This is a genomic window from Paenibacillus sp. DCT19 (assembly GCF_003268635.1).
Lineage (GTDB): Bacteria > Bacillota > Bacilli > Paenibacillales > Paenibacillaceae > Paenibacillus.
In genome coordinates, this window is sequence record NZ_CP029639.1 from 2,240,800 (window position 1) to 2,259,556 (window position 18,757).

The 18,757-nt window shown below is 43.5% G+C and carries 17 protein-coding genes and 1 pseudogene; 6 read left to right on the forward strand and 12 right to left on the reverse strand.

The genetic code is table 11. The features are described 5' to 3' along the window. Positions 1-3: 3 nt before the first annotated feature. Together DMB88_RS10105 and DMB88_RS10110 are read left to right on the forward strand one after the other, a co-directional pair. Complete coding sequence (locus tag DMB88_RS10105; RefSeq protein WP_128101248.1) at positions 4-582, forward strand: TetR/AcrR family transcriptional regulator; 579 nt, start codon at positions 4-6, stop codon at positions 580-582. 54 nt (positions 583-636) lie between these two features. After that, positions 637-2,583: an ABC-F family ATP-binding cassette domain-containing protein gene (locus DMB88_RS10110; RefSeq protein ID WP_128101249.1), complete on the forward strand. Its 1,947-nt coding sequence runs from the start codon at positions 637-639 to the stop codon at positions 2,581-2,583. Between the two features lie 149 nt (positions 2,584-2,732). Here the strand turns inward: DMB88_RS10110 and DMB88_RS10115 are convergent, their stop codons facing one another. Then, positions 2,733-3,446, reverse strand: coding sequence for a DinB family protein (locus DMB88_RS10115; protein ID WP_128101250.1), 714 nt, complete (start codon positions 3,444-3,446; stop codon positions 2,733-2,735). Between the two features lie 378 nt (positions 3,447-3,824). On the opposite strand from DMB88_RS10115, the gene DMB88_RS10120 reads away from it, so the two are divergent. Continuing rightward, complete coding sequence (locus DMB88_RS10120; RefSeq protein ID WP_128101251.1) at positions 3,825-4,766, forward strand: hypothetical protein; 942 nt, start codon at positions 3,825-3,827, stop codon at positions 4,764-4,766. Between the two features lie 188 nt (positions 4,767-4,954). Here DMB88_RS10120 and DMB88_RS10125 read toward each other — a convergent pair whose 3' ends face one another. The 5 genes from DMB88_RS10125 to DMB88_RS10145 form a co-directional block, all read right to left on the reverse strand. Then, entirely contained in the window at positions 4,955-5,995 is a 1,041-nt protein-coding gene (locus tag DMB88_RS10125; RefSeq protein WP_128101252.1) for a M42 family metallopeptidase, read from the reverse strand. 104 nt (positions 5,996-6,099) lie between these two features. Further along, on the reverse strand, positions 6,100-6,486 hold the full coding sequence (locus tag DMB88_RS10130) for a LapA family protein (protein ID WP_128101253.1): 387 nt from the start codon (positions 6,484-6,486) through the stop codon (positions 6,100-6,102). A gap of 135 nt (positions 6,487-6,621) precedes the next feature. After that, a complete protein-coding gene (gene pepF, locus DMB88_RS10135) occupies positions 6,622-8,412 on the reverse strand; it encodes an oligoendopeptidase F (protein WP_128101254.1) in 1,791 nt (596 codons plus the stop codon). Positions 8,413-8,611: 199 nt separating this feature from the next. Beyond that, positions 8,612-8,797 (reverse strand): hypothetical protein, encoded by a 186-nt coding sequence (locus DMB88_RS30985; protein WP_056700245.1) that lies wholly within the window; start codon positions 8,795-8,797, stop codon positions 8,612-8,614. Positions 8,798-8,801: 4 nt separating this feature from the next. Next, complete coding sequence (locus tag DMB88_RS10145; RefSeq protein WP_056700248.1) at positions 8,802-9,035, reverse strand: hypothetical protein; 234 nt, start codon at positions 9,033-9,035, stop codon at positions 8,802-8,804. Between the two features lie 163 nt (positions 9,036-9,198). Here DMB88_RS10145 and DMB88_RS10150 point away from each other — a divergent pair, with 163 nt between their 5' ends. Next, entirely contained in the window at positions 9,199-9,396 is a 198-nt protein-coding gene (locus DMB88_RS10150; protein WP_056700251.1) for a cold shock domain-containing protein, read from the forward strand. A gap of 168 nt (positions 9,397-9,564) precedes the next feature. Here the strand turns inward: DMB88_RS10150 and DMB88_RS10155 are convergent, their stop codons facing one another. Together DMB88_RS10155 and DMB88_RS10160 are read right to left on the reverse strand one after the other, a co-directional pair. Then, positions 9,565-10,737, reverse strand: a complete 1,173-nt coding sequence (locus DMB88_RS10155; RefSeq protein WP_128101255.1) for an MFS transporter — start codon at positions 10,735-10,737, stop codon at positions 9,565-9,567. A gap of 36 nt (positions 10,738-10,773) precedes the next feature. Then, entirely contained in the window at positions 10,774-12,114 is a 1,341-nt protein-coding gene (locus DMB88_RS10160; protein ID WP_128101256.1) for a polysaccharide biosynthesis protein, read from the reverse strand. Between the two features lie 178 nt (positions 12,115-12,292). Between DMB88_RS10160 and DMB88_RS10165 the strand changes: the two genes are divergently transcribed. Next, positions 12,293-13,372: a tetraprenyl-beta-curcumene synthase family protein gene (locus tag DMB88_RS10165; RefSeq protein WP_174715278.1), complete on the forward strand. Its 1,080-nt coding sequence runs from the start codon at positions 12,293-12,295 to the stop codon at positions 13,370-13,372. A gap of 54 nt (positions 13,373-13,426) precedes the next feature. Then, positions 13,427-14,397 (forward strand): annotated as a pseudogene (pfkA, locus tag DMB88_RS10170) (6-phosphofructokinase). A 65-nt stretch (positions 14,398-14,462) separates the two neighbouring features. Here the strand turns inward: pfkA and DMB88_RS10175 are convergent. From DMB88_RS10175 to DMB88_RS10190, 4 genes are all read right to left on the reverse strand, one after another. Beyond that, entirely contained in the window at positions 14,463-15,812 is a 1,350-nt protein-coding gene (locus DMB88_RS10175) for an MATE family efflux transporter (protein WP_128104396.1), read from the reverse strand. A gap of 199 nt (positions 15,813-16,011) precedes the next feature. After that, positions 16,012-17,193, reverse strand: coding sequence for a putative glycoside hydrolase (locus DMB88_RS10180; RefSeq protein WP_128101257.1), 1,182 nt, complete (start codon positions 17,191-17,193; stop codon positions 16,012-16,014). Positions 17,194-17,353: 160 nt separating this feature from the next. Further along, complete coding sequence (locus tag DMB88_RS10185; protein WP_174715279.1) at positions 17,354-17,542, reverse strand: hypothetical protein; 189 nt, start codon at positions 17,540-17,542, stop codon at positions 17,354-17,356. Between the two features lie 174 nt (positions 17,543-17,716). Continuing rightward, complete coding sequence (locus DMB88_RS10190) at positions 17,717-18,538, reverse strand: YitT family protein (protein ID WP_128101259.1); 822 nt, start codon at positions 18,536-18,538, stop codon at positions 17,717-17,719. Positions 18,539-18,757: the final 219 nt, after the last annotated feature.

Here is an 18,757-nt window from a genome sequence, read left to right on the forward strand (position 1 = left end):
CTGTTGAGTACTGTTCAAGGAGACAAATCAGAGGCTATTTTGGATGCGGCTTATGGTATCTTTGGTTCAAAAGGATTTTATGAGACCAAGATGTCCGATATTGCAGATGAGGCCGGCATTGCAAAGGGCACGATTTACTTATATTTCAAAAGCAAGGAACAATTATTTATTGCTGTATCGAAGCGGGACTGTAATAGCTTTATTAGCCGTCTTGATTATGCTTTGAAATCCAATGATAATACGGGTGACAAGCTTGGTGCTATCGCGAAAACGCACTTAACTTATTATTATGAGCGGCGTAATCATACGAAACTATTTTTTATGGCACCTAATAATGACCCTGATCTGATGAAGTTTATGAAGGGGTTCATGAATGAATATATGAGTATGGTATGTGAGGTGCTGAAAAGCGCCAATGTACCTGAGCCTGTGCTCTTAGCTGAGGCTTATATAGGAATTCTGGATCGGCTGAAAATGGACATTATGCTTAATCCTGAGTTTAACGAGGATGATCTGAACAAACGCATTTCCTTTGCGGCTGCACTGTTCTTGGATGGCTGCCGTTCGTTTATTCAAGTATAGAACGTAGTAACAAGATATATAGAATATCAATTTACAGAGAAGTAGGTACAAACGATGAACATAATGACTGTAGAGCAAATTTCCAAAAGCTATGGCGAAAAAATATTGTTCAAGGATGCCTCATTTGGTATGGGGGATCAAGATAAAATTGGTGTCGTTGGGGTAAATGGAACAGGAAAGTCAACGTTTCTACGTGTAATAGCAGGTATTGAACCTGCGGATGGTGGACAGATTGCCATCGGGAATGATGTACGCATTCAATTTCTCGCGCAAAATCCTCAATTTAATCCAGACAATACCGTACTGCAACAAGTATTTGAAGGCGATAGCCCTGAGATGAAGACAGTGCGTGAATATACCGAGACGATGGAATTACTGGAACTTAATTCTTCTGACCCAGCTTTGCAAGAGCGACTGATGCGTTTGAATCAACAGATGGAACACCTCCAGACTTGGCAGATGGAGAGCGAAGCCAAAAGCATTCTATCCAAGCTGGGCATTCGACAATTCGACGCACGTATGGGCACATTATCTGGAGGACAGCGTAAAAGGGTAGCTCTAGCTTCTGCGTTAATTCATCCGTGTGAGCTGCTTATTCTGGATGAGCCGACCAACCATATTGATAATGACTCTGTTGTGTGGCTGGAGCAATATTTGCAAAAACGGCGTGGAGCTCTCTTGATGATTACGCATGATAGGTACTTCCTCGATCGTGTTGCTAATGTGATGCTTGAGCTAGACCATGGACGATTATTCCGGTACGAAGCGAACTATACGCGTTTCCTAGAATTAAAAGCGGAGCGAGAAGAACGTGAGTCTGCATCAGAGCAGAAGCGGCAAAATCTGCTGCGTACAGAGCTTGCTTGGATTCGACGCGGTGCAAAAGCTCGTACGACCAAACAAAAAGCGAGAATTGATCGCTATGAGCAATTGAAGGATCAACAAGGGCTGAACCGCTCCGGTTCGATGGACGTTTCGGTTGGCTCGACCCGTCTAGGGAAGAAGATTCTGGAGATTGAGCATTTATCCAAATCAGTAGGTGGACGTAAACTGATCGAAGATCTGAGTTACATCGCTGTACCAGGAGATCGAGTGGGGATTGTTGGTCCAAATGGTAGTGGTAAATCGACGCTGTTACAGATGATTTCCGGTAAGCTGGAACCGGACGCAGGTGAGGTTTCTTTGGGGCCAACCGTTAATCTCGGTTACTTCACACAGGAACATCAGGAGATGGATGAAACATTGCGGGTTATTGAGTACATCAAGGAAGTTGCCGAGAACGTGAAAACGGCTGATGGCTCGCTAATTACCGCTTCGCAGATGTTAGAACGTTTCCTATTTACGCCAACAGCTCAATGGACGCCAATCTCTCGGTTGTCGGGTGGGGAGAAGCGTAGACTATATTTGCTTCGTGTATTAATGGCTGCACCTAACGTTTTATTGCTCGATGAGCCAACGAATGACTTGGATATTCAGACATTGGCTGTACTAGAAGATTATCTGGATGATTTCCCTGGCGTTGTCTTCGTCGTATCCCATGATCGATACTTCTTGGATCGTACGGTAGATAAGGTTCTCTCCTTTGAAGGTGAAGGTGCTGTAAGGGTTCATGTGGGCGACTATAGTGAGTATGCAGAATGGATGTTAAAAAACGTGACATCTAATACGGCTGCATCCTCTCAGACAAAAAGTGGGGCGGAGAATGTTGATTCCAAATCTTCAACGGATGAGCGTAAGTCGGCTACTTCTACAGCGAAGCCTAAGCTGAAATTCAGCTTCAAGGAACAACGTGAATATGATCAAATTGATGAGAATATTGAGAAGGCTGAAGCTAATCTGGCTCGAATTAATACCGAGATGGAGGCAGCCTTCAGTGACTCCGCCCGTCTGCAGGAGTTAATGGCGGAACAGGCAGAGGCTGAGCGTCATTTAGAAGAACTGATGGAACGTTGGACGTACTTGAATGAATTGGCAGAGCAAATTGAGCAAAACAAATCGTAAGATTGCTTTGCTTCTTAACTAGAATGGTAAGTGCAAGCTCATAGCTTGAAAGTTCAAACAAAAGTTGAATTAAACCCTGAAACTGTAGCCTTTTTTCAAACGCAACATGATGTTGCCTGTGAAAAAGGGCTTTTTCTATTCAGGCTAGGTTATTTAAGTCGGTTTAATTGTTTCATTTCCTTTTTCAGCTGATCTTTAATGCGAACGCATTTATTCAAATGTAAAAAATTATGTCTTGTCGCTGGCATTAGTACAAGTCCGGCGATTGTTTTCTTGCTCCAATATTCAGCAATATCACTTGCTTCTTGAAGAATAGCCTTTTCATCAAACAACTTTTTAATCCTACTATCTTGTACTTTATTTCTAAACTCGCCTGGCTGCAGTGACGAAACGATTTGTCGGGTTTGTTTTCCTACGGCGATCCTATATTCTAACAATGATTCTATATTGATCAGTGAACTTAATTCTGCAATATCATCATCACTCATACTGTTTCCGCTATGGGAAAAACGGATGTTCATTTTTTGTAGCCATTGATCAGAATGAAGTACCTGTTGACTGTCAGCAACTAAAATATTCATTGTTATGTCCTCAACTCTTGCGATATGCCAGAGATGCCATACGATTGAATTTTTTGTATCTCGAGCGCGTACGGGATACTTCCTTAAGTTACTTTCATGCATATGTTCTAGAACAATGTCCTCTAAGGTATGGATACGATCCTTACTCATTTTCGATGAGTATAACAAGGCATGGTGATCGAGAAAAAGCTTAATCGTTGGAACATGTTCATTTGCATTTAAAATGATTTCGGTTAATTGCTTATGGTTTTCGTTCCAAGTCCTTCTTTGCTCAATATTCATTAAAATTACCTCCAGAATAAAGTGGGAAGAAATTCAGTTGCTTCACAAGCAAACGATACCTCACCAAGAGCTGACCAAGATCGTCTCTATTTCAAGAAACAAACAGGAAGAAACTAACATATTATTTTTTTATTCGACGCTATGTTTCGTATTCCTTGCTGTCTAAATAACGAAATCATGACAAGTGATTGGCTGAATAATTGGCTGTCACACCGTTTAAGTACTCATCCATCGTTATAGTCGGAGGTGATCATTGTCCGCATTTTTGGATGAACTTATTTGATCTCTCCGAAAATGTGAATTGCATTATTATGAAACGTTTCTCCTTTCATTACGTTGTAATAAGTAAAGAATTCCATAGGAGGGAGCCGGTACCACATGAATTATAAAGAATTGAATGAGCAATTGGCGATTCTGAAGGAAAAGGGGAGAATTTACGAGAAGTGGAAGAGCAGGCTTGCGAAACTAAACGAGGAAGAGAACGAGTGGAAAGCCAAAGTAGAGCGACGCTTGGAGCATTTGAAAAAGGAACAAAGCGATGTAGATCGTTTAAATAGCATGACATTGTCGGCATTTTTCTATAACTTTATTGGTAAGAAACAGGAACGGTTAGAGAAGGAAGAGCTGGAGCTTATGGAGAGCAAAGCTGAGTATGACACGGCATGCCGCATGTTACAGGATGTGCAAGAACAGCGTTTACAGGTACAGCGTGAGCTGGATGGACAACGTGAACTTCAGTTCTGGGAAAGTGATTACAAGCAGCTATGGGGCAAGAAGGAACACCATTTACTAGCCAGAGATCATGAACTACAACAGATGGCAGAGGATCGCGAACATGTCATCGGGGAGTTGAAGGAGCTACATGAGGCGGAGCGAGAAGGTAAACGTCTAATGCTCGCCTTGGATCGTGCTGCAGAGGCTCTAAAGTCGGCAGGGAACTGGGGAGCGTATGATATGATGGGTGGTGGTATGATCTCCACTCATATCAAGCGTAGCCGAATGGATGATGCACAATCTGCCATCAATGAAGCTGGAAGACATCTGAAACGTTTTCAGAAGGAGCTGGATGATGTCAAAATGGCGGTCAAAGCCGACTTAGAACTCGGAGGTTTGTTATCGTTCGCTGATTATTTCTTCGATAACCTCTTCGTGGATTGGATGGTTCAGGACAAAATTCGTAAAGCTGAATCTCAGGTGCAGGAGGGACAAAGTACGATCCGCCGTACTATGCATGTTCTAAAAAATGAAATACGTGCACATCAGGCAAGCAAGGAGAGCTTGGAGCGTCGTTATCATCAACATATTGAGCTTGCCGATTAGCTTCATGCTTCTATATCCTATAAAAAAATCTAAAATAGGGTACGCCCTGCTATCCATGAAGTTATGGTGCAAGACGTACCCTATTTACGTTAAATGCCGGTTACTGATTATTCAACTTGATAAGACGGACAGAAGATGGTAAGTGCTTCTTTTTACATTATGAAATTGCCTATTGTATGACGTTTAGCTTATTTGGTTGTTATATATGCCGTGAGCAATCGCGCGGTGTTTAACACTGCGTCTTTATGCGTACGCTCCATGGAGTGAGAGGCGTGAACCCCTGGGCCAATGAGTGCAGCTCGAATGTTGTTGCCGGCACGTAACGCAGCGGAACCGTCTGATCCATATTGTGGATAAATGTCGATGACATAATCCATGTTGCTCACTTTTGCTAGCTCGATTAAGCGGCTTGTCATCTCATAGTCGTATGGACCCGAAGAATCCTTGGCACAGATCGATACATCGGTTTCTTTGCAGCTGAGATCATCACCCATAGCTCCCATATCTACAGCGATCATTTCGCTAATCTCGGCAGGGATATAGGATGCTCCGTGCCCCACTTCTTCGTAGTTGGAGATTAACAATGACACGTTATGTAGAGGCTTCCAGCCCTCGCGGTGAGCAGACTCCAGTATGCCAAATAAGGCAGCTACGCTGGCTTTATCATCAAGATGTCTTGATTTGATATAACCACTTGGTGTAATGACAGCTCTGGCATCGAAGGAAATGAAGTCTCCGACACAGATACCTAGTCCTAATACATCCTCCTTGGAATTAACGACTTCGTCAATTCGAACTTCCATGTTACTTTCTTTGCGTTCGAAGGTACGTGCATCGGGATAGACGTGTACAGAGGGATGAAGAGAGAGAATCGTGCCTGTGTAGCTTCTACCATCCCGAGTATGAATCGTGCAGTATTCATTTTCAATACTCTGCATGGAGAATCCGCCAACAGATGTTAGTTTCAAAGTGCCGTAGGAAGTAATTGAGCGTACCATTGCACCTAGGGTGTCAACGTGTGCGCTAAGTCCAATCGTTTTGGATGAATCTTGTCCAGCCAGCGTAAGGATCGCTCCGCCTTTATTGTTTAATTCAAAAGGAATGGATAATTTGTCTGCTTCCTCACGAATCATCTCGATGATGTGGTGTGTGTATCCACTTGGACTCGGTGTATCTAGCATTTTTTTAAGCAAAGTTAAGACATAGGATTCATTAATCGTAAAAGACATGGTATAACTTCCTCCTTAAAAATTATTGTTGTGGAACAAATACAGCCTGTCTGGCAGGAATGTTGGAGCTCACCCATTCCTTAGGCCAGCAGGCTGCCTGTTTTTTACAACGTACCTGTAGGATTTCCTTTACGCTGGCTTTCGATAGAGTCATTAGCAACAGAACTTTCCGGTTCAGTTGTTTCAAATGTATCCATTGAAGCGTAGGAATCGAACGTGTCAGTGCTTGATGTGGGTGCGGCATTCTCTAATTCAGCTACGCGTAGCTTCAACTGTTTGTTTTCACGTTGCAGTCGATATTGGCGATAGATGCCGTATGACCCTACAATAATTCCACCGATCAGTGTACAACCGAGAATCAGTAGAATTAGCGGGATTTGGAACGTGTTAAAGAGCAGGTTAACCTCCACCGAATTCACATTAATGACAGCAAATATTCCGGTTAAGAGTGCAAAAACAAGACCTGCAATAAGCGCCCATTGCATTTTCATGGTGGTGCCTCCTTGTTGAACAATTCAGGACTAAGATACATTACCCCATTAGCCTGAGGTTGTATCCTGCAATGATTATAAAATCCCCTGCCCGAATGGGCAAGGGATGCAGGTCGTAAGGATGGAACAACAACCTTATTTGGTTAATTCCTCCATCTGCTCGATCAGTTCTTTGAAGACGCTCATAGCTTCACGGATCGGCTGCGGTGAGGACATATCCACACCAGCTTTTTTCAAGATGTTGATGGAGTAATCACTACCGCCGCTCTTCAGGAAACCGAGATAGCGATCTACTGCAGGCTGACCCTCTTCCAGAATTTGCTTCGAGAAGCTTGTTGCAGCGGAGAAGCCTGTAGCATATTTGTACACGTAGAAGCTGTTGTAGAAGTGGGGAATACGTGCCCATTCCATTTCAATTTCTTTGTCTACCGCCATGTCTTTACCATGATATTGTACGTTCAGATCATAATAAATCTCGGATAGCAGTTGTGGAGTAAGCGCGTCACCTTGCTCCGCACGTTCATGAATGATCTTCTCGAATTCGGCAAACATCGTTTGACGGAATACAGTAGTGCGGAATTGATCTGCATAATAAGTTAGCAGATACAACTTCTCTTTTGGATCGGTTGATTTATTCAATAGATAATCCATCAACAATGCTTCGTTCGTGGTGGATGCAACTTCAGCAAGGAAGATGGTGTATTGCGCATCACGATACGGAAGCGTTGTATCTGAATAATGAGAATGCAGTGCATGACCCATTTCATGAGCAAGTGTAAACATGCTGTTCAGATTATCCTTGTGATTGAGCAGGACATAAGGGTGTGTGCCGTAAGCTCCCCATGCATAAGCGCCTGAGCGTTTATTTTCATTCTCATATACATCGATCCAGCGATTATCATAACCTGCCTGAAGTGTATCAGCATAATCCTGCCCCAGTGGCTTCAAGCCATCTTTGACGATTTGTTTGGCTTCATCATAGGTGATATCCATCTTGTACTCATCTACGAGTGGAGCGAACAGATCATACATATGCAATTGATCAACACCAAGCAATTTCTTGCGCAGATCCATGTAACGGTGCAGCAAAGGAAGGCTTTCGTGAATGGTATCCACGAGGTTTGTGTATACATCCTTCGGAATGTTGTCGCCGTAGAGGGACATTTCCAGAACAGAAGGATACTTGCGTACGTCTGAATAAAACATATTTTTGGTTACATTGGCATTCAGGGCAGCAGCAATCGTATTTTTTTGTTTGCCATATGTTTCATATACCGCCTTAAAAGCGCGTTCGCGAACTTCACGGTTCGGATTTTCTAGGAATTGAATGTAACTGCCATGTGTCAGTTCAACTTCATTTCCTTGCTCATCCTTAATTTTTGGGAATTTGAGATCGGCATTGTTCAACATGCTAAAAATCGTTTGCGGAGCTTGAGAGAGGTTACCCACTTGAGCCAGTAAAGCTTCCTCTGTTTTGCTCAGAACATGCGCTTTTTCCCGTTTCATTTCTTCTAAAGTGAACTTGTAAGCTTTAAGCTGCTCATCAGCAATTAATGCATCCAGTTGGTCGTCTGGAAGTGCCAAAATCTCAGGTGTTACAAACGAGAGGGCTTCCCCAACTTGAACACTCAGCTTTTGCGCTTTTTGGGAAAGGTTTTGATATGTAGGATTAGCTGTGTCTTCATCTTGGTGCATGCGTGCGTACACAAAAAGGCGCTCTATTTTGAGAGATACCTCATCTTCCAGCTCGAAACATGCGTTTAATGCTTCGGGTTTATCCAGTTTGCCTTGAAATTCGGAGGCTTTCTTCGTCAAAGAAGAGACTTCTTCATACTCTTGATCCCAAGCTTTCTGATCGGCAAACAAATCTTCCAGTTTCCAAGTATGTTCAGTTGGTACCTCGGAACGTTTCAATAATTGACTCATGGGAATCCTCCTTAATGGTAATGATGAATCTATGGATGAAACAGTCTTCGCCTCGACCGCTGAAATGGGCAGAGACGAAGGAATTAAGCTAAGTACCAGCAAAATAGCGAATGATCTGCGGTAGTTCAACGTATTTCCTCCTCAGTCATACCAATATTTCGTATAGTATGACCTGGTACACGTTGAAATATTTGAAAAGCTAAGCCCCCATATTGTAGAGGAAATATACAATTAGGAAGAAAGCAAAGCAAATCATGAGAGTGGCGATCAGGGCCATGCCTCTTCTCAGTCGATCCGGGATGGAATTACGTCCCAGAATCAGCACAATTCCTAGGGAAAAGGCGAGAATAATAAATATGACGACATTACTTGAATCGAGCTGCATCAATCTAGACCTCTTTGAAGGCAGCCATAAGCTGGCGCCATTCATCCTCACGGTTCTCGAAATCGGCTTTTGGGAAACGGCGTTCAGCCCAATGCATTAAGGCTGGACGGCTTAAGAACGTATGACATTCCTCGCCCCATTCTTCAGAGATTTCACGAAGCACGAGATACTTGCCTTGTACTTCCACAGTCATCATATTCCATTTGTCTGTTTTGTATATTTCATGTTTTTTTATCATAGGTAGTCTCCAAACTAACGGTTTTGGTAAAATGATACCGTACCCTTCGATTCAAAGCAAATTTTTTCGGGATTTATAAAAAAGAAAAATTGCAAAATGGAGGGGCTTACAGTATAATAAGGGTATTCGCCATAGATGGCGATATTTTTAGGAGGTTGTTCATTTGAAAGGTACAGTTAAATGGTTTAATGCAGAAAAAGGCTATGGCTTTATTTCAGTTGAAGGCGGCGAGGACGTATTCGTACATTTCTCCGCAATCCAAGGCGACGGCTTTAAAACATTGGAAGAAGGTCAAGCGGTAGAATTCGAAATCACTGATGGAAACCGTGGTCCTCAAGCAGCTAACGTAACTAAATTGTAAGAATCTTTCCGGTCAACGGACTTCTTATAAATGACTTATAGCTGAATATACGAACACAAGCACAGTCCCCATTTAGGAGGCTGTGCTTTTTTTGATGATTATTTATCATTATGTGTAGTTTGACGTATTTAATTCAGTTAGCCGAGAAGTTGGATGAATTCCATTTCATCAACCTGTTCGACGTGTGCCGCTGAATAATAACTTTAGGCCGAATCCAAGCAACGCAGCTAGAGAGAAAGCCATCGCGGTTAAATAAAAGGTTTGTCTACCAGCATGTTGAATCAGTAGTCCGCCTAGTGTTCCACTAAGCAAACCGGCTAAGCTTGACCATACGATCGTAAAGAGAGCCATGCCTGTGGCGCGGTATTCATCCGGTACAAGGTTGGTAATGTATCGAACTGCGGTAACGTAGAATATGCCGAACGTCACACTGTGCATAAATTGAATCGCAACCACTGCTTCAGGCGTATGAGAGATCGACATCAGCAATAGACGTAGGGCATACATTAGAGCAGCAAAGGCAATCAGCGGCAATTCCTTATACCGACTACCGTATTTGCTTAGCAACATGAAGATTGGAATCTCGCTTACAGAAGAGATCAGTAGTGACCAGCCAATTAAGCCTTCGCCAGCGCCCAATTCTTTGAGCGTAATGGTGAGAAAGGCTTCATTCATTCGATGACCCATGGCAAGCAAAAAAACACAGGCGAAAAAGCTCAGCACCTCTCGGCGTTTTAGAATAGCCCATAACCCCGAAAGCTCCATCTTCGTGCTACCACTGGAGGGTTGATCCTGTAAACGCAAACTGATGAGCAGTGTAGTTCCAGCTAAGACGATACATAACCACATGGTCCAACCTACTCCGAACGAACCGAGAAAGTAGCCGATGGTAAGAGCGAAGAAGGCATACCCAATTGAACCAAACACACGGATGGTCGTAAAATTTCTACCATATTTATTAGCGGTTGTAATCGCCATCGTGTCTGCAAGCGGATAGATTGGATAATAGAAAAAGTAAAATAAGGACACAAGTATAAATACTTCCCCAAATGTTGTTGCGTTGGCTAGCAAAATACCTGTAAGAAACTGTCCTGCGAGCAAGATGATCATGACTTTACGCACTGTTTTATATCGATCACTCGCCATACTCCAGAACATGTTGGAGAATACGGATACAAGTGGACCGATCCCGTACAAGTAACCGATCTCTGCGCGAGAAAAACCAAGGTGGCTAAAGAATAGCTGGAAATAAGAAACTACCAGTACTGTTGAACCGAAAATAGTGAACATCAGTGCCCGCAGCCAGGTTTGATCTGGGCGGGCGTTGTGACTTAATTTCATGTTGTGAAAACTCCAATCCTAAATAACTTTCCAGCACTAACCTTTGAGTGAAGTCGACTTCCTAGAAGATCGAGTAGACATCGAAGGTTCTTTGGTCGTACGCCGAATAACCAACCATACGATAACTAGTTCCGCGAGTAACCCCAGAGATTGTGCGACGGCTCCAATCATGCCATTCCACGCCGGGAAGATGCTTACTAGAATAAGCAGAACGATGATCGTGCAGATTGCATTGGCTGTTTGTGAGCGGAACATCGTTTTGGTCTGTCCTCGTAATAAAATGAGCCCGTTGCTGTAATCGAGAAAAGGCGAGATCAGAGGAAAGAGCACAAAGGCGCGCAAGGTCCATAGACTTTGCTCTAACAGAGTACCCTGAACACTCATGACATTTTCCATCACCCATGGACCTAGGGGTGTGTATGCAATCGATACGGTCATGGCAAAAGGGATAAATCCGGTGACGAGTGCAAATTTTTTGACTAGTTTCGCGTCAATCTCATAGAAATTGAGCACAATTTGGTGAATGTACGTAAAAAAGCTCAGCATCAGCTGCATCAAACTGCTGGCAATAGCAAAGGAAGAGATCGCTAAAGCAATACCCGTTGTTTTGCCAAGCACGATATTAATGACCGGTCCGATGAAGAGTGCGACAAAGCTGGAAAGCAATAAAGGTTTGTAGAATCGAAATACATCATTTCTCGTTTCGACGGGATGATCTTCGAGCTTTGCAGGCATATTTCGTTTAATGTTATTTCCCTCAATGAAGCTGACCAACGCCTCAATCATCATACCTGCAGCAAAAATGATCGCACCTACACGTCCGCTATTAATCGTATCAGTATATATAAAATAGAGAGACAGACCGTACATCCCGGCTAATCGAAAGATCATGCCGATGGTCAGCCACTTCGTTCGATTATTTGTTATGATAATGCCTTGATAAACGTTACGGATAACAGAGAAAATACTGACGTACATCAAAATTTCATAAACATCAATAACATGGGATAACAAATCAGGACTAACGCCAAATAAATATTTGAAAACACCTGTACCAATAGGGGAATAGACAATGGCGAATCCGATCAAAAGGACACAGGCGAGAAATATTTTGGTTACAAAGGTGAGTGCTTGAAAAGAAAGTCGGTCCCGAACGAGTGCAGAGCAAGTTTGCCGTAACAAGGTCGAGGGGCGTTCGGTGAGAGTAAGCAGGCTACCGGCAATGGCATAGCTTGCAATGATCGTCTCTGGGTGAGCAGAGCGGGCAAGCGTGCTATTGATGATAACGTGAGAGATGGTGACTAGAGAGGCAGATATGCCGAGTGGCACAAAAAAAGCAAATAACCGTCTCCACGAGAGCGGTTCACTTGACGTCATGTGAAGGACTCCTTTGATGATTCAAATAAAGCTAGTATATCACAAACCCTTGACAGTGTAAGCGATTTTTTGCCCTGATTATGCGCTACATCATTTGTACAATTAAGGGGTTCATATTATAATAGGATTGGTTAAAAATCGCTCTAATACGTATCAACCAAGTGGAGGCACATTTATTTTGAGCCAATCAAATCAGAGTCGTCATCAATATCCACGAAATTCATTGGATTTGATGAGAAAGGTGTACAAGTACACGATTCCGGAAACGCGGAAAAAATTAGATGAGTGGCGTGAAGAGGCTGAGAAGATTCCGAATGAGGAATTGCGCAATCAGGCACTCGCCAGCATCAGGGACAAGCAATTCCACTGCGAAGGCGGTACGGTCTATGCTTTGCCCGATATGCCGAAGAGGCATATCTTAATTCCGCTAATTGTTGCTTACCAAACAATCAGTGATTATTTAGACAATCTGTGCGACCGCAGCACATCGATGGATCCGAACGACTTTCGTCTGCTCCATCAATCCATGCTTGATGCGGTAGATCCCGAGGCGACACCAGTCAATTATTATGCTCTTCGTGAGGAGCAGGATGACGGTGGGTACTTGCGGAATCTGGTGACTACATGTCAGGAGTTGACTCGTCAGCTACCTGGGTATGCGTCCGCCAAGCCTCAAATTCAGGATCTGGCAGGCCTATACACGGACCTGCAGGTATATAAGCATATCAAACCGGAACTGAGAGAAACGGCTTTGCTCGAATGGTGGTCGGAGCATCGTCACCGCACACCTCAGTTTCGTTGGAACGAATTTGCCGCCGCTACTGGCTCTACGCTGGGCGTATTCATGCTGTTTTTGGCTGCGAGCGATGAGCAGCTGACTGAAGAACAGGCAGCCTCAATCCACACCGCCTATTTTCCGCATGTATGCGCATTACACATTATGCTCGATTATTTAATCGACCAGGATGAGGATCGTGTCGGGGGAGATCTCAACTTCTGTAATTACTATGAGAATGTAGAGACGATGCTGGACCGAATTGCTTTTATTGTGGAGATGGCGCGCAGTGATGTGCAGAACATTCCGGGAAGCTCCTTTCACCGAATGATCATTGAAGGATTACTTGCCATTTACCTGTCTGATCCCAAAGTAAGCGAACAACATGAAGTTCGCGCCATTTCCAAGCGTTTGATGAAGAATAGTCCAATGACAAGAGTGTTTTTCTTTATCTTCAGTCGCTGGATTCGAAAGCACATGTAAGTCAGGCGATTTGTTGCGGGAGCCTGAAGTGAAACTAGAGGAGGAAGAAACATCATGACAGCAGTAAAAAAAATCGCAGTTTTAACGAGCGGTGGCGACTCACAAGGGATGAACGCGGCCGTTCGTGCGGTGGTTCGCAGCGGACTATTTCACGGTCTTGAGGTATATGGTGTGCAGCGTGGTTACCAAGGCCTTCTGAACAACGATATTTTCCCAATGGATCTCCGTAGTGTCGGTGATATCATCCAACGCGGGGGAACAGTTCTACAATCTGCGCGTTGTAAAGAGTTCTACACAGCTGAAGGTCAGGAAAAGGGAGCGGATATTCTTCGTGCTCGTGGCATCGACGGTTTGGTTGTTATCGGTGGAGACGGATCATACAATGGTGCCAACAAGCTGAGTAAGCTCGGCATCAACACAATGGGTCTTCCAGGAACGATTGACAACGACATCTCATTCACTGATTACACTATTGGCTTCGATACAGCAGTAAGTGTAGTTGTTGATGCAGTTAACAAATTGCGGGATACGATGTCTTCCCATGAGCGTTCTTCTATTGTTGAGGTTATGGGTCGTCATTGCGGCGATATCGCTCTGCATGCAGGGCTTGCTTCTGGTGCGGAAACGATTCTCGTTCCTGAAGTACCGTTTGACATGGATGAAGTAGCAGATCGGATGAAAGCTAACTTCGCTCATGGCAAACGCCACAGTATCATCATCGTTGCAGAGGGAGTAGGTAAAGGTGAGGATGTTGCAAAAGAATTAATGGAGCGTTGCCCTACGTATGAACCACGTGTAACGGTGCTGGGTCACATTCAACGTGGAGGTACACCAACACCATTCGACCGTAACTTGGCAAGTCGATTGGGTGACTTCGCCGTTCGTAGCCTGATTGCAGGTGAGACGGATAAAGCTTGTGGTATTATCAAAGGTGAGCTTGTCCTCACTGATATTGATAAAGTTGTTAATACGAAAAAGATTTTGACGTGGAAACGTATGAACTGGCACAACGTTTGTCCCAGTAATAAATAAATAACAACAAAAGAGCACAGCCCTTATCGAGGGGCGTGCTCTTTTTGCGTTTGCACACTTATGCTTCAGTGGCAGCTTTTCGCTGTACCAAGAACAATCTCCAAAGCAGTGCTACTGCACCGACAGCCAGACCTGTAATCAATCCAATCCAGTAGCCAAATGCACCAAGTGACGTATAAGTAGCCGTAATATATCCAACGGGCAGTCCAATGATCCAATAAGCTATAAACGTAATGATTAGAGCAGGGTTCACATCCTTATACCCTCGAAGCGCTCCCTGTGTCGGCGTAGCAATGGCATCTGATATTTGAAAGAAGATCGCATAGATCAAAAAGTGCTGTGTTAGTGCAATAACTTGCTGATCATTCGAATAAAGACCGGCAATCTGTTCGCCGAACACAAGTAATACGACGGCGGTTAACAAGGACAGCACAATCGCGCCGCCAATGCCTAGAAGGCTATATTGTTTCGCGTCTTTCACTCGCCCTGCACCTGCTTCAAAGCCTACAAGGATCGTAAGAGCCATACAGATGCTTACAGGTAACATATAGAGCGTAGAAGCGAAGTTTAGGGCGGCCTGATGAGCAGCGATCGTAATGGTATCGAAACGGCTCATTAATAACGTAACAGCTGCAAAAATGGAGGTTTCAAAAAAGGTAGCGAATCCGATAGGAATACCGATTTTGAGCAGTTCTTTCCACTTCCCAAGAGATATTCTAGACATTTGACGGAAGATACCATACTGAGCGAATGGCTCTACCCGATGCACAACGAAAAGGCTGATTAGAAAGATGAGCCAATAGGTAAAGGCTGTTGCTACCCCAGCACCTACACCGCCTAATTGAGGGAAGCCCCAACGTCCGAAAATAAGCAGATAGTTCAGTAGAATGTTCACAGGTAATGAGGTCAACGTAATTAACATGCTAATTCGCGTCTGTCCGAGAGCGTCCATAAAGCTACGGAGAACGGTATACCCGAATAAAGGCGTAATTCCAAAGGCGAGAGCACTCAAGAAGTAAAAAGCAACCTGAGCCACTCGTGGTTCCAACGGCATAGCATTTAAAATTGGCTTCAGCAGCAACGCACCTGCGGCAAGAACGAATAAACTGACCGCAATACCAAGATACAAAGCCTGTATAACATTGTAACCGATCTGATCCTTACGTTTAGCACCGAGTAAATGGGAAACAACAGGTGTAATTCCGATTAGAATACCACTAAGGCCTGTCTGTACAGGCATCCACAGACTCGTACCAATGGCTACACCTGCTAGATCAGAAGGAGAAAATTTGCCTGACATGTTGGTATCGAAGAATGACATGGCAGATAAAGCGATCTGTGTGGTGAAGATGGGTAGAAATATGATCAAAAATTGTTTTGCTTTCTGCGAAAAGCTTGTTGTGGTCATGTTCACGTGAAATGCCTCGCTATTCTCATAAAGTTATCATCATCGTGTTATTTCTGGACAGCTACTTATTGTAGATGATTTTATTGCGTTTGAACAGAGAAGAGCAGAGCGGCATGAAAAACCCGCTTCGTCGAATACGGAGCGGGCTGTATTTTATATTATTTATATAATGATTTAGAATAAGTGCCTTTCCAGATATCTATTCGTAATTAACTCCTGGCGTATAACGATTGGATGCATTCCAGAGCAGATATTCATCCACATTCATGTCTTTCATGGCTTTGATCTGGTCTTCGACTTGTTTCTTCCCGTATTTCACGTAATGCCCACTGCCTAACCAGCTAGCCGTAAAATCTTGAATCCACGGCCGTATGATCGGTTTAAGCTCCTCGGTTGGATCCAGTTTCTTATGTGTGTCTTCCATGGATCCTTTGATCGTTGTGTAGGGGTCTTTATCTGGATCCTTCACACCATACCAGCCTGTAGAGTAATGACTAGGATACACCATGGGTGAGATGACATCTACATTCTCTGATATCTTCACAAAATCCTGTCCAATCCCTTCAGCAGCAGGGACAGATGCAGCATATCCGAAAATATCGACAGATACTCTAACGCCTAATGGAGCAAGCTCCTTGCGAGCGTATTGCACGAATTCAGCTACAATATCAACCCGTGATTTGTCTGTTTTCGTATATTTTAACGTATCCGCGCGATTTTCAAAGCCTTCCGGGAACCGAACATAGTCAAATTGAATTTCCTTGAATCCAAGTTTGGCTGCTTCCTTGGCAATTGCAACATTGTAATCCCACACCTCTTTGCTGTAGGGGTTCACAAAGCTATCGCCCTTACTGTTAGCCCAGACGCTTCCGTCTTTGTTCTTGAATGAAAGTTCTGGATTCTTTTCGGCCAAAATCGTATCTTTGAAAACGACGACTCGCGCGATGGGATACACGTCATGTTTCTGTAGTCTTTTCATTAGTGCATCAATATCCCGAATGAAGGGTTGGGATGTACCCATTTCAAGTAACGTTTTATTCTCTGTCGGGTATGTAATATATCCTAGATCGTCTTTGATATCGATGACCATGGAATTTAACTCTGAATTGTCTATTAGCTGCAATAATTCCTTCATGCGTGCTCCACCAGCGCTATAGGCAGTGACATAGATACCTTTGACAATGGGTGCATCGGGTTGAGGGTCGATTTTAACCGGAGGATTGTCTGCGTCGATTACCACTTGATCTTGTTGAGATTGAATAATTGCTGTATTGAAGTTATTCGTTATCGATGGAGATGCCTTTACTCCCTGATCTGACGTTACCGAAGAGCCGCTGAAGCTTCCCAAGGCCATGGCAAGTAAGGCCCAAAACATATTCATTGCATTCCACTCCCTTTATGTGCTTCCGTATCTGTATTATACAGTGAACCCCTCCCGGATTTTAACCTTATTATCCAAGTGATGAAACATGTGTAAAAAATGAAAACCGCTTCCTGATAGGGGATAACCCTCACAAGAAGCGGCATGAACAATCTAAAAATTATTGAATGTAAATATCGTTCTGATGCTCACAAATACTGTACTGAATGATTTCTATTGCATCTCCCTGCTCCAAGATGCCCAGCCCATCTCGGAGAACAATCAGTGAGTCGAGCTCATTCGGTTTCAAGAAAGGGAGCATTTCCGGGCACCATTTGTTGACGATCTCAAACAGTTTTACCGTTTCCATATCCACAATAATCACCCTTTCCTACTCGAATTCCAAAATGGTAAGTCATTCGGCGCGAATCGGAAAAGCAAAGTGCCTGTGAAATTGAAGGGCAGATCCTGCTATACATCATATTTAGGAGCCGTGCACGATTATTATACCACATTTATGATAATTGTTAACCGTACAGGTGTCTTAACTTCGACGGAAGGAACCCATAACGCCAACCGTTTCTACAATATTCACAAATGCTTTTGGATCGGTTTCTTTAATGATTCGTTTGATCTCAACCAGCTCATATCGAGTCGTTACAGTCATTAACATGTCCTTTTCGATATCGGTATATGCTCCTTGGGTTTTGATCTTCGTAACACCCCGTGGACGAACAAGCAATTTCTTCAGCATCGCTTCGGTTTCGTTCGTAATAATGTACAGTGTTACTTTGACATGGCTGATATGGATCAGATCCAGCACTTTACCCGTGATATAGATGGATACCATAGATGCCAGGGCAATTGTCCAGTTATCACTCAAGTAACCTGCGAGCATAATGATCGCTCCGTTCATACCCGCCATAACGGTACCGATGGGAAAGTCGCGGTTGCGTGTGAAAATGGAACCGACAATATCAAGCCCGCCAGTTGAACCACCCACTCGGAACGAAATGCCTGTGCCCAATCCAACAAGAATACCACCAAACACACAGCTAAGCAGTGGATCTGGCGACACAGCAAAAACAGGCAGCAAACCGATAAACCAGGAGGTCGCTGCTACAGATACAATACTTAATATAATGAAACGTCGTCCAAGAATAAACCAACCTGCGATGAGCAAGGGAATGTTAAGAACAAAATACATTATACTAAGATTCAGGGTTGTGAAATAACCCAGAAGCATGGAAATACCGGATACCCCGCCGCTAAGCATTTGATGGGGAATTAAGAACCAGTTGAAGCCGCAGGCAATAGCTGCAGCACCCAAAATGATCACTAAAGAGTGCCAAATTATTTTGGGCAATTTAATCACCTCATTTATATTTAAAACCAGATTGCTGGTAATCTTGAATTGTTTTGTGATATAATGATTTGTGGATATTCTTGAGTAGGAAACTTTTTCCAAATGTATCAATAAAATTTGAAATGTTTCAAACGCATGTGTGTAGTTTTAGTCTTATGTTGGGGACCCATACACGAATTATAATGAATTGTGATAATAATTTGACGAGATGGGATACCC